The following is a 12,933-nucleotide window of genomic DNA, read 5'->3' as shown; positions in this document are numbered from 1 at the left end:
AACTATTTTTTGGTAAAATATATATGCTAATTTATACGGATAGGTTCTAGCTGAAAGACTAGACTTAGGTGGTTTTAGCGCTAAAACATAGTAAATAATAATGAAAGGAAAAGACAATGGCAAAATTAGATTTCGATCGTAGTAAAGAACACGTTAACGTTGGAACAATCGGGCACGTTGACCACGGTAAAACAACTTTAACAGCTGCTATTGCTACAGTTTTATCTAAAAAAGGATTATCAGAAGCTCGTGATTATGCTTCTATCGATAATGCTCCTGAAGAAAGAGCACGTGGTATTACAATTAATACATCACACATCGAATACCAAACAGAAAACCGTCACTACGCTCACGTAGACTGTCCAGGTCACGCTGACTACGTTAAAAACATGATTACAGGGGCTGCACAAATGGACGGAGCTATCTTAGTTGTTGCTGCAACAGATGGACCTATGCCTCAAACACGTGAACACATTCTTTTATCTAAACAAGTTGGAGTACCTCGTATCGTTGTATTTTTAAACAAATGTGATATGTTAGAAGGTGAAGACGAAATGATCGACCTTGTTGAAATGGAAGTTCGTTCAATGCTTTCAGAATACGGATTCGACGGAGATAACGCTCCAGTTATCCGTGGATCAGCTTTCCAAGCACTTCAAGGTGATGCTAAATATGAAGACGCTATTATGGAATTAATGGCTGCAGTTGACTCATACATTGAAACACCTATTAAAGAATTTGATAAACCATTCTTAATGGCTGTTGAAGACGTTTTCACAATTACAGGACGTGGAACAGTTGCTACAGGACGTGTAGAACGTGGTAGATTAGAATTAAACCAAGAAGTTGAAATCGTTGGATTAAAACCTACTAAAAAAACAGTTGTTACAGGAATTGAAATGTTCCGTAAAAACCTTAAAGAAGCTCTAGCTGGGGACAACGCAGGATTATTACTTCGTGGTGTAAACCGTGAAGATATTGAACGTGGACAAGTTTTAGCAAAACCAGGTTCAATTATTCCTCACACAGAATTCGAAGCTGCTATTTATGTACTTAAAAAAGAAGAAGGTGGACGTCACACACCATTCTTCAAGAACTATAAACCTCAATTCTACTTCCGTACAACAGACGTTACAGGTGGAGTTGAATTTGAAGCTGGACGTGAAATGGTTATGCCAGGGGAAAATGTTAACTTAAAAGTTAAATTAATTGCTCCTATTGCCGTAGAAGAGGGAACAAAATTCTCTATTCGTGAAGGTGGACGTACAGTTGGTGCTGGTTCAGTAACAAAAATTATTAAATAGTAAGACTATAAAAACACAAGACTTAATCTTGTGTTTTTTGTTTGCTTCTAATCAGTCTTAGAAAAATCATTGATGATTTCATTTCAGTAAGATACTAAATTTACATTAGTCTTTGATACACTTTCTAAAATATAATCATTAACATCTTTTTCTTCATTTGATAATAAATTGAAATTTTCATAACCCAATTTATTCAAGCTATCTAATTCTGAATGATAACTGAAATAAAAATAAATATTTTTATAAATTTTTGGTAAAAGATAATTTTCAGATCGATTTACATAAAAACTATCCATTACATATCTCTTTATCTGTTCATCACTTTTATCAACATCTTCCAATTCATGTTTTAACCATTCATTAAGATGGATATGCAAATTCTCTAAAACTTCTTTACCTATATTAGGATTATCTTCTATTCCTCTAATAACTAAATTATTAACTTGCGCTAATTCAATTAGAGGTAAATAAAATCTTAAGTTGTCTGAGTTTATTCAAAGATTAATTTTTTTATCTTTGTTATTGTTCATTATAGTCTTTACATTTTCGATCAGTTCATCAATGTAGAATACACCTAATTTTTTTACCGAAGTTTTGCTTCTTACTTCATTTTCATATTTTTTTAGTTCTTCAGTACTGTTTGCGGATACTTCGATTAATTCATTAAATTCATTTTTGTAAAATATTTTTCTATCATGTTTTAGAAATTTTTCTAATTTATCAAAGTTTATGTTTTTATTAAACTCAGAATAAGATGAATAAAACAAGTGTGTTTCGTTTTTTGATAACATTGATAATCTAATACCATTGTAATAAGCTTCTTCGCCATCTTGAATAAAGAAAACATTTATTTCCGCTGAATCTAAAGAATTTATGGCATCATTTGAATTATTATCTTCAAACTTAACATACTCATCCACAGAAAAATTTTCGTTTGCCGCTTTATCAAAATCATAAATGATTCTTCCGCCATAATATTTTGTAGCAACTGTTCCACTAGCAATCATTCCACACACAACGACAATTGACCCTAATCAAAGGGTATTTTTTACTCACTTTTTCATAATATTACCTTCGCTAACTACTTTTTTTATTAACTAAATATTTCACACGAAAATTTTCATATCTAACTTCTTTATGCAAAACAAAATTGTTAAAAAGACTTAAATCTATTTTAACATCCCCAATATACGAACCATCAATGACACTCAAAATCACTTCATCAACAAAATTTATTGTCTGTAAATAAATTGAAAGACCACCACAAATAAAGATGTCTTTTTTTGATTTTTTATAAGAATTTATGAAGCTAAGATTAGTTACTATTTTTTCATTTTTTCTTTCTGTTTTTATTGACAAATCATCAGATAGAATAAATAAATTTTTCGCTTTAGGAAGTCCGTTTTTTAATGATAGAAATGTTATTTTGCCCATTAAAACATCATGATTTGTTATATTATTTTGAAAGAATTTCATCTCCGATTTTATGTTTCATGGGAGTTTATTATTGTTGCCAATTACACCATTCTCATCACATGCCAATATAGCTTTTATCACTATCAAATTATAGCAAAAGCATAAATAAAATTGCTTATTTAAAATAAGCAATTTTATTTATAAATAATTATTTTTTAAGGTTGTAGAATGTTTCACTACCTAAGAATTGGCTTACTGATCCTAATTCTTCTTCAATAGCTAATAAACGGTTGTATTTTGCAATACGGTCTGTACGTGATAATGAACCAGTTTTAATTTGACCTGTGTTCATAGCAACAGCTACATCAGCAATTGTTGAATCTTCTGTTTCACCTGAACGGTGTGAAACAACTGCTGTCATATTTGCTTTTTGAGCCATTTGAATAGCTTCAAAAGTTTCAGTAACTGTTCCAATTTGATTTAATTTAATTAAAATAGCGTTCATTGATTTTTCTTTAATAGCACGTTCTAAGATTTTTACGTTTGTAACTGTTAAGTCATCACCAACGATTTGAACTCTATCTCCGTATTCAGAAGTGAATTTTTTAAATCCTTCTCAGTCACTTTCTGCAAAACCGTCTTCAATTGAAATGATTGGGTATTTGTCAATTAATGCTCCTAAGTATGAGATCATTTCATCACTTGTGTAACTTAATTTAACATTTCCTAAATTTTCAAAACCAACACGTTTTTCCTCAATAGCTGCTTTTAATTTTTTGAATGTATATGTATTGTTTTCATATAATTCACTACATGCAGCATCCATTGCAATAGCAACTGCTTTTTCACCTGAACGAGCTGGTGTATATCCAGCTGCTTTAATAGCTTCAACAATGAAGTCTAAAGCTTCTTCATGTGATCTGAAGTTTGGAGCAAATCCACCTTCATCACCAACTTGAACACCATGTCCAGCTTTCTTTAATAATTTAGCTAAGTTGTGGAATACCATGTTTGCCATTTGTAAAGCTTCTCTAAATGTTTTAGCTCCAACTGGCATAATCATGAATTCTTGGAAATCTAATGTGTTTGATGCGTGTTCACCACCATTAATAACATTTAACATTGGTAAAGGTAATTGGTGTGCATTAAATCCACCTAAATATTTGTATAAAGGTAAATCTAATTCATCTGCTGCAGCTCTAGCAACTGCTAAAGATACACCTAAAATAGCGTTAGCTCCAAATTTTGATTTAGTTTCAGTTCCGTCTAATTCGATCATTCTGTAGTCGATTGCACGTTGTTCTGTAACTTCCATTCCTAAAAGTTCTGGAGCAATATCGTTGTTAACGTGATCAACAGCTAACATAACTCCTTTACCACCAAATCAATTTGATTCATATTTTGAACCTTTATCCCTTAATTCTAATGCTTCTCTTGAACCTGTTGAAGCTCCAGAAGGAACCATTGCTGAACCGTATCCACCTAATTCAGTTTCAACGATAACTTGAACAGTAGGATTACCACGTGAGTCTAAAACTTCACGAGCATGAATTTTTGTAATTGCTGACATTTTTTTCTCCTTATTTTAATATATTATTAAAAATTATAGCATTATTAAAATGTTGCAATGAGTTAAATTTTTCAAAGATTAAATTTTATGTAAATATTTCACAAAAAAAGTAGGACTAACCTACTTTAATTAATGATTCAATTTTAATATCTTTGTCAAAAATTTCTCTTCCGTTTAAGTCACATAATTCCATAAGTAGAACGATTTTTTTAACTCTAACACCTTGTGATTCTAAAAGTTTTACGATTGCTTTTGTTGTTCCACCTGTAGCTAATACATCATCAACAATAGCAGCAGTTTGACCTGGTTTAACAAAACCTTTTTGTAACTCTAACTTGTTTGAACCATATTCTAAATCATATTCCATTGAAATAACTTCACCTGGTAATTTGTTTGGTTTTCTAACCATGATAAATGGTTTTTTAAGAAATGCTGCTACAGGAGTTCCAAAAAGAAATCCTCTTGCGTCTGGTCCTACGATAATATCACAGTCTTTACATAAATCTGCCATTTGATTAATTGTGTAATTCAACACTTCGCCATCAGCTAACAATGGTGAAATATCTTTGAATAAAATTCCTTTTTTAGGAAAATCTGGAACATTTCTTATAAATTTTTCTAAATTCATTTTTATCCTTTTTAATTAACTTGAACATCTTCAAAGAACATAAGAACATCGTCTTCTTTAATATCGTTAAAGTTTTTAATATGACATCCAAAATCTTTACCTTTTACGACTTCTTTAGCATCGTTTAATTCACGTTTTAATGAATCGATGCTTCCTTCATGAATTAATTTACCAGTTCTATAAATTTTAACTTTTGAGTTGGCTCTAACAACTCCCTCATCCATCATAGCACCAGCTATATTACCAACTTTAGAGTAGAAGAAAATTTTGATAATGTGGGCTTCACCAACTTTTCTTTCCTCATAAACAGGTGCTTTTTCACCCTCTAACATTTTTTCACAAGATTCAATAATTTTATAAATAACATCATGTGAAGAAATTGTTACTCCTAGGTTAGCAGCAGATTGCTTTTGAGCAGCTGTTGGTTTGTTATTAAAAGTGAAGATAGTAGCATTTGAAGCTTGAGCTAATAATAAATCGCTGTTGTTAATTGTTCCCGCAGCTCAACTCACTACTTTAATTACAGCTTCATCATTATTTAGTCCATCAATTTTATGCTTGATAGCTTCCGCAACACCATGAACATCTGATTTTATAATAACATTTAACATTTTTTTGCCATCTGAATCTAAGGTTGCTTGATTTCTTTGGTAAAGCTCATTTTGTTTGTCTATAGCATTTTTTTCAGCAGCTAGTTTTTTAGCAAATTTTTCATCCGAAAAACCAACAAATTTGTCACCAGCCATAGGTATATAATTCAATCCACTAACAACAACCGGCATACCTGGAGTAGCTTTAGGAATTTCAACTCCATTAGTATCGGTTAATAATCTAACTCTTCCATATCTAGAACCCGCAACAATAAAGTCACCTTTAATAAGGGTACCATTTTCAATTATCAATGTTGAAACAGCACCAATTCCTTTGTCGGTTCTAGATTCAATAACAACACCAATTGGGTATCTATTTGGGTTAGCTTTTAAATCTAAAAGTTCAGCTAAAGTATTAATTGCATCAAATAATTCGTCTAATCCTTTTCCTTTTAGTGCTGAACCTGTTACCATCATTGTGTCTCCACCATATTCTTCGATAATAACATCATTTTCTGCAAGTTCACCTTTAATTCTATCTAAGTCTTTGTTTGGTTTGTCCATTTTATTAACAAAGACAATAATAGGCACATCTACAGCTTTGGCATGTTGAATTGCTTCAATAGTTTGTGGCATAACACCATCATCAGCTGCAACAACTAAAACAACGATATCGGTTATTTTAGCACCCCTTGCTCTCATTGATGTAAACGCTTCATGACCTGGTGTATCAATGAATGTAATTTTATTTTTCTTATATTCAATTTGGTAAGCTCCAGTGTGCTGTGTAATTCCACTTGATTCTGTAGCTACAATATTTGAGTTTCTAATTTTGTCAATTAAAGTTGTTTTACCGTGGTCTACGTGTCCCATAACAGTGATTATAGGAGCTCTTTTTTGTAAATCTTTTTCTTTGTCTTTAAATTCAACTTCATCTAAGAAATTACCTGCATCAACACTTGTTTCTTTATTAAAATCAAATCCATATTCTAGACATAATTCAGCAATTTCTTCTTCATCTAAAACATAGTTAAGGTTATAAACCTTTCCTTTTAAGAAAAATCTTTTAATAATGTCATTTGTGTTAATTTTAGTTTTTTCTGCGAAATCACTTATTGACATTTTTCCTGTGAAGATAAAAACACCATCTTTTAATTCAGTTTTTACAACTGACATTTGTTTTTTAACTTCTTCAACATTACTAATTCTATTTAACTTTTTTTCCATAAGACCTCCGTTAATTCGTTGTAAATGTTATTATAAACTTCAATGTTTACATTTGTTCTAAAAGCTCTATTCAAAGCTTTTGTTTTAATGAACTGAGACCATAAATCAGGATCATTTTTTAAATAACAACCCCTACCGTTCTTTGTTTTGTTTATATCTAATGAAATAATATTTGCATCTTTCTTATAATCAAATCTGATTAATTCTGAAACATCTAAAATTTCATGGGTAACTACACATTTTCGAGTGTAATTATTATTTTTCTCATTCATCATCAAAGTCACTTAAATCTAAATTTGAATCAAGACCATAATTAGCTAAGTCAGAATCAACCTTAAAGTCTCTAAGTTCAATTTTTGCTTTTTTGTATTCTTTATCAACTGATTTTTTCTCTTTTTCAGGTTTTTCTAAGCTTGTTTCATCTTCAAAATCTTCATCAAATTCACTTATCTCATTATCATCAAAAATTTTGTCAAAATCAATATCGTTTAAGAAATCATATTCATCACTGTTTTTTGATTGTTTTTCTAATTCTAGAACATTGTCTTCACTGAAGAAATCATCAAGATTCAATTTTTCTGCTCTTTTAGCTTTTGGTTTTTCAACCTTAGGTCCATTTTCATTTTGAGTTTTTTCAACAGTTGAAGTTTGTTGTTCCATAAATTCTGAAACATCTTGTGCAAACTCATTGATATCAAAACTAAATCCTGAGAAGAAATTGTTGCTTTTTGTTGTTTTTCTACCTTTAGTTTTTCTAATTAATGGTTTGTCATATTCCTTAGATTCTTTAAATGGAATTTCTTTTTCTAATGCCTCTTCAGTTGTTATTGCTTCTAAATTAACGCCTGTTAAGTTTTTAGCTAGTTCGATATTAGAACCTTTTTTACCAATTGCAACAAGAATATTTTCTTTATTAATAATCACATAAGCCGAGTCATTATTAGGAGTTTTGAATACTACATCAACCACTTTGGCAGGAGACATTGCATTTATAATAAATTGTCTAAGATCATCAGAAAATGGAATAACATCCAATTTCTCACCTTCTAATTTTTCACTAATTGATAAAATTCTTGAACCATTAACACCAATTATTGAAGCGGCTGCATCAATATTTTCATCATGAATTGATTTAACAGCAATTTTTGATCTCTCACCTGGTTGTCTAACAACTCTAACAATTTCAACTGAACCGTCAGAAATTTCAGGAATATCGTTTTTTAATAAATCTTCAATAGCTTTAGGAGAATCTGTTGAAACTAAACATTGACTTAGCTTGCTTTCTTCATGTACTTCTTCAAGATAAACATCAATAATAGAACCTGGTTTCATTTGTAAACGTCTGTTTACTTTATTACTTGGCAAGAACGCAGTAACATTATCTTCAAAAATCATGTTATATGAGCCATTGTTATTTTTAGAAAGAACTCTGGCTTTTAATCTTTGTCCAATTAAATTAGAATATTTGTTAAATACTTTTTGTTTTTGGTTCATTTTTAGTCTTTGAATGAATCCGTTTCTAATCACCGTTTTAATTTTTTCACTAAGTAGATTAAAATCGATTGTATATTTAACTACATCTCCTACTTGACAGTTTGGATGTAATTTTGAAGCTTCTGAAATTGTTATAAAAGAAATTCTTTCTGGATCAATTTCTGATTCAAATTCAAAATCATCTTCTACAACTTCCATATTATTGTTAAAAATAATTACTTTTTCTTCATCATTATCTAAGTCAAACACAATTTCAGCTTCTGGGTCTATATCTCTATTGATAGCCTTTGTTGTTTCTTGTGAGAAAAATTCACAAACTTCTTCTTTTGTAAGATTGTTACTTAATGCATACCCTTTAATAACTTTATATCAATCTTTTTTGATTAATTCATTTTTGTTAATAAATGAATCATTTACATCATTTGTTTTTTTAACAGCCATAACCACTCCTAAAATTTAATGTATTTTTCAATATTATTAATGTCGTTTTTTGTTAATTTAATTTTTCTAAATTGTCCATGATCATTTCACTTTAATAAAATTCCGCCATCGTTAAATTCTAATAATTCACCAATATAAATGTCATGTTTGTTTACGCTTTTATTTAATTTAACTTTGATGAAAGCACCTATTTTATCAACTAATTCATCAAATTCATATTCTAATTTTTCACCTTTAGACATAACAGTTAATGCGTATTCATCTTTAAATCAAGTTACAGATTCAAGATATTCATTTAATAAAGTTGTCCATTTATTAACTTGAATTAAATCATTAGCATCAACAGTTACTTCAAGAATTTGTTGACCAAATTCACTAATTAATTTTGCATCAATTATTGCATCACCAAAATGATTTTTTAAATCTTCTTTATAATTCAATTTCTCCTCCAAAAATAACAAAAGTTGCATAAATGCAACTCGTAAATCCTGAATGCTTTTAAATTATAGCATAATCATATGATTATCATTTTTAAATTAAAAAATCACTTAGTGTTTATTTATAACACTAAATGACATTATTTGTTCATCAATTCGTTTTCTTTGTCTTTTACAATTGCAGAAATTTCATTGATGTATTTATCAACTTCTTTTTGAACAATTTCTAAAATTCTCTTTTGTTCATCTTCAGAAACACTTTCATCAGCTTTAACTAATTTATTGACATCTTGTCTAGCATTTCTTACTCCTACCTTTGCTTGCTCAGAGTGTTTTGGTAGAGCTTTTGTCAATTCTTTTCTTCTCTCTGTTGTTAATGCTGGAAAGGTAATTCTAACTTGATTTCCTTCATCAACAGGAGTAATTCCTAAATTAGCATTATTAATTGCTTTTAAAATATCTTTAACAGATGATTGATCATAAGGTTTGATTAATAATTGTTGTGGTTCGGGAACTGATATGTTTGCTAGTTCATCTAATGAAGTAGGTGTACCGTAGTAATCTACTTTTACCCATTTAACTAGTTGAGGATTAGCTCTACCAGTTGAAATTTTAGATAATTCAAATTTAAGATGATGAATCGATTTTTCAGCAGCTTCTTTGATTTGTAATAAATATAATTCTATGTCCATTATTTTACCACCTCTGTGTGAGTTATTTCTCCTTTAAGAGCTCTAACAATCGCATCTGGTTCAGCGATATTAAAGATAATAAGAGAAATATTATTGTCTCTAGCCATACTTGTGGCTGTTAAATCCATAACTTGAAGTTTTCTTTCAAGAATTTCGTCATAAGTAATTTTATCAAAACGTTTTGCGTCAGGGTTTAATTTAGGATCACTATCATAAACACCTTCCACTTTGTTTTTACCCATTAAAATAACCTCTGCTCCAACTTCTGAAGCATACAATGTTGCAGCAGTATCTGTTGTAAAATATGGTCTACCTGTACCTCCAACAAAAATTACAACTTCACCGTCTTTTAAGTATTTTAATGCTTTTTCATTAACATAATTTTCTGCTACTTTAGCATCTATATTAATTGAGCTTTGAACTCTAGAAGGTAATCCATGTTGTTCAAAACCACTTCTTAAAGCAAGTCCATTCATAATTGTTGCTAACATTCCAATATAGTCAGCACGGTTTCTAGGTATACCATTTTTTGCAGCCGAAGCACCTCTTCAGAAGTTTCCACCTCCTATAACAACAGAAACTTCCACACCCATATCAACAATTTGTTTTAATTGTCTAGCAATATTTGCAACTAATTCATAATCAATTGCTAAGTGTTTCTCTTTATTAACTAATCCTTCACCAGAAAGTTTAACTAATATTTTTTTATATTTCATATAATCACATCCTTATAATTTGCTTATAACTTAATATATATGTATGTATTGATTATAAATTATTTTAAAGGTTTTCAAATTATATTTTATAATTTATCTAGACAGGGGTATTCACTTATGTGGATTGAGAAACACTCTTAGAGCTGATCTAGGTAATGCTAGCGTAGCGAGTTCGTTTTTTAAATTCCTCCCTGTCAGAGAGGAATTTTTTATATGTTTTTAAGAAAAAAGATTACATTAACTTTATTTTCAGCAGCAAGTATTTTGTCGCTATTAAGTTTATCTTCTTCGTGTGATAAAAAAATAAGCAATGCTGAAGTTATGAATATTTCACTGATCTCTCCTTGAATGGAAGATGAAGATAAACCTGAAAAAATAAGAGTAGAATTAGAAAATAAATTGCAGGAAATTATTGGTGAAAAAGTAAAAATTAAAGTAACATACGCTTCAGATGATTACTTAGTTAATTTGCAAAATATTAGCAAAGGGGTCATCGATTTAGCCTTTGTTTCACATTCAAGTTATGAAAATTATATTAACCAAGATAAAACAAAAGCTAATAAAATTAAACCATTAATACAAACACTTACTAAATCTTTTAAGTATGATAATGAAAAATTTAGTTATGTTGACGGAACAAAAAATGACAAAATAATAACTAACGCTAAATTTCAAAGCGACTTGTTTAACAAAGAAAAATACAGTGAATGAAATTACCCATGAAATGGTTCGATTTATGAGCATTTTTATGATGACAAATTAGTGGATTTTCAACGTGGTATAATCTGAATTTCAGGAACTGATGAAGTTAGAAATGAAATTATAAGCGCTTGAAATAATAAGAATTGAAACAAATTTAGAAGTTTTGGAATTGTACACGGAAGTGCTGATTCAGGAAGTAAATATTTACTTCCAGAGAAACTTCTAAAACAGCACTTTAACCTTGAAAATAATTCTTTTGTTTCATTAGCTTATGAAATAACAAATTATTCAAATTATTTTTTGAACGGTAAAACAAAGGATATGCTAAAAAATAATTCATTCCATATTTGTTTTGATAATGAAGGTTCATATTCATGAACAAAAAACACCATCGATAACATTTCTAAGTACACTCCTATGGAAAATGAAAAAATGGAAATTTTAGCATTAACAGATCCATTACAATACAATATTGCTGTGGTAAATAACGAAAAAGTGAACGAAGAAATTCAAGAAATAATCACTAATGCTTTTATACAGTTATATTCGTCAAATAATGACAATTGAGGCCCTACAGTTGGTTTTTATGGATACACAAAATACGAACAATAATATAGAGCTAAAAAACGTTTCTGTTTATGACAAAAATAAATTGTTATTGTCTGAAATTAATCTCAAATTAAATCAAGGTGAATTAATAGGAATAATTGGTAAAAGTGGAGCAGGTAAAACTACAATTTTAAATACTATAATTTCCTTCAATAACATTAAAACAGGGAAGATATATTTTAATAATAAAATTATTTCGACAAGAAAAGATAAAAAAAAATTCAGAAAAAACATTTCTTATATTTCACAATTCCCTAATTTAATTAATGATTTAAGTGTTTTAGATAATTTAAACAGATTATGTGAATTCAAGAAAAGTTGATTCGGTAGAATGTTTTGAAATCCTAAGGATAAAGAAAATGAACAAATTATAAAAATCCTAGAAAATTTGGGACTTAAAAATAAATTGTTTGAAAAAACCGAAAAACTTTCTGGTGGTGAAAAACAAAGATTGCTTGTTGCTATAGAAATTTATAATGATAAAAGCATAATTTTTGCGGATGAGCCAACCTCAAATCTTGACCCGTTCAATGCAGATTTAATTATCAAACAATTTAAAAAAATGAGTAAAAATAAAATTGTTGTCATCAACATTCATGACTTGCATTTAGCTACAAAATATTGTGATAAATTAATTTGCTTAGAAAAGGGCAAAATAAAAAATATCATCGAAAAGAAGTCTTTTGGTAAGGGAAATTTAAATGAATTTTTTGACTAAAATTAAGAACTTTTTTTCATGAAAGAGTGGTGAAAAAAGAAAAATCAAATCTTGAGTTAAGTGATTTATAATCTTTTTATTAATATCGTTTTTTGTTTATTGCTCACTTGACTTGAATCTTTTTTATGCTTATCCCAATAATTTCAGCGATTTACAAAAAACTCTTTATAAGTTTTTTCTTTTTAATGTTGTTGATGAAAAAAATTTCGGTAATTCTAATTTATGGGAAGTAAATTGAATTTATTTTTCTAAAACTATTCAATATGTTGTTTTAGGAAATTTTTTAGGTTTTGTATTCGCTGTTTTTACATCGTTTTATTCAACAAGAAAATTTCATAAGAGCAAATTTCTTACCATTTTTGTTAGAGTTGTAATTTTAGCTTTTAGAA

Annotated in this window: 13 protein-coding genes and 1 riboswitch; of the genes, 3 read left to right on the top strand and 10 right to left on the bottom strand. The window is 29.2% G+C overall.

Annotation, left to right across the window (positions count from 1 at the left end):
* Window positions 1–116: 116 nt before the first annotated feature.
* Complete coding sequence (gene tuf, locus FRW55_RS03695) at window positions 117–1,304, top strand: elongation factor Tu (RefSeq protein WP_146367676.1); 1,188 nt, start codon at window positions 117–119, stop codon at window positions 1,302–1,304.
* A gap of 47 nt (window positions 1,305–1,351) precedes the next feature.
* Here tuf and FRW55_RS03690 read toward each other — a convergent pair whose 3' ends face one another.
* The 10 genes from FRW55_RS03690 to pyrH form a co-directional block, all read right to left on the bottom strand.
* Window positions 1,352–2,368, bottom strand: a complete 1,017-nt coding sequence (locus FRW55_RS03690) for a hypothetical protein (protein WP_146368780.1) — start codon at window positions 2,366–2,368, stop codon at window positions 1,352–1,354.
* 13 nt (window positions 2,369–2,381) lie between these two features.
* Window positions 2,382–2,861 carry a dihydrofolate reductase gene (locus tag FRW55_RS03685; protein WP_146368779.1) on the bottom strand — a complete coding sequence of 160 codons (480 nt, stop codon included), beginning with the start codon at window positions 2,859–2,861 and terminating at the stop codon, window positions 2,382–2,384.
* A 67-nt stretch (window positions 2,862–2,928) separates the two neighbouring features.
* Entirely contained in the window at window positions 2,929–4,290 is a 1,362-nt protein-coding gene (gene eno / locus FRW55_RS03680) for a phosphopyruvate hydratase (protein ID WP_146368778.1), read from the bottom strand.
* A 115-nt stretch (window positions 4,291–4,405) separates the two neighbouring features.
* Entirely contained in the window at window positions 4,406–4,918 is a 513-nt protein-coding gene (locus FRW55_RS03675; protein ID WP_146368777.1) for an adenine phosphoribosyltransferase, read from the bottom strand.
* Between the two features lie 11 nt (window positions 4,919–4,929).
* Window positions 4,930–6,735 carry a translation initiation factor IF-2 gene (infB, locus tag FRW55_RS03670; RefSeq protein WP_146368776.1) on the bottom strand — a complete coding sequence of 602 codons (1,806 nt, stop codon included), beginning with the start codon at window positions 6,733–6,735 and terminating at the stop codon, window positions 4,930–4,932.
* Complete coding sequence (locus tag FRW55_RS03665; protein ID WP_146368837.1) at window positions 6,720–7,007, bottom strand: YlxR family protein; 288 nt, start codon at window positions 7,005–7,007, stop codon at window positions 6,720–6,722. Before FRW55_RS03665 ends, infB begins: the two co-directional genes overlap by 16 nt.
* Complete coding sequence (gene nusA / locus FRW55_RS03660) at window positions 6,991–8,670, bottom strand: transcription termination factor NusA (protein WP_146368775.1); 1,680 nt, start codon at window positions 8,668–8,670, stop codon at window positions 6,991–6,993. The genes FRW55_RS03665 and nusA overlap by 17 nt, the downstream gene beginning before the upstream one ends.
* 8 nt (window positions 8,671–8,678) lie before the next feature.
* Window positions 8,679–9,110 (bottom strand): LSm family protein, encoded by a 432-nt coding sequence (locus FRW55_RS03655; RefSeq protein ID WP_146368774.1) that lies wholly within the window; start codon window positions 9,108–9,110, stop codon window positions 8,679–8,681.
* 137 nt (window positions 9,111–9,247) lie between these two features.
* Window positions 9,248–9,799 carry a ribosome recycling factor gene (frr, locus tag FRW55_RS03650; protein ID WP_146368773.1) on the bottom strand — a complete coding sequence of 184 codons (552 nt, stop codon included), beginning with the start codon at window positions 9,797–9,799 and terminating at the stop codon, window positions 9,248–9,250.
* Window positions 9,799–10,515, bottom strand: coding sequence for a UMP kinase (pyrH, locus tag FRW55_RS03645; protein ID WP_146367667.1), 717 nt, complete (start codon window positions 10,513–10,515; stop codon window positions 9,799–9,801). The genes frr and pyrH overlap by 1 nt, the downstream gene beginning before the upstream one ends.
* Window positions 10,516–10,608: 93 nt before the next feature.
* Window positions 10,609–10,702: riboswitch (TPP riboswitch) on the top strand.
* Window positions 10,703–10,728: 26 nt separating this feature from the next.
* Between pyrH and cypl the strand changes: the two genes are divergently transcribed.
* The gene (gene cypl / locus FRW55_RS03640) at window positions 10,729–11,829 is read left to right on the top strand and encodes an ABC transporter thiamine pyrophosphate-binding lipoprotein p37/Cypl (protein WP_146368772.1); all 1,101 of its coding nucleotides are present in this window, start codon (window positions 10,729–10,731) and stop codon (window positions 11,827–11,829) included.
* Window positions 11,804–12,544, top strand: coding sequence for an ATP-binding cassette domain-containing protein (locus FRW55_RS03635; protein ID WP_162848297.1), 741 nt, complete (start codon window positions 11,804–11,806; stop codon window positions 12,542–12,544). The genes cypl and FRW55_RS03635 overlap by 26 nt, the downstream gene beginning before the upstream one ends.
* The last annotated feature ends 389 nt before the right edge of the window (window positions 12,545–12,933 follow it).

The organism is Mycoplasma anserisalpingitidis, from assembly GCF_007859615.1.
In the GTDB taxonomy this organism is placed as follows: Bacteria; Bacillota_I; Bacilli_A; order Mycoplasmatales; family Metamycoplasmataceae; genus Mycoplasmopsis; species Mycoplasmopsis anserisalpingitidis.
Note: the sequence above shows the minus strand (reverse complement) of the source record. Positions and strands in the feature narration are given on the sequence as shown.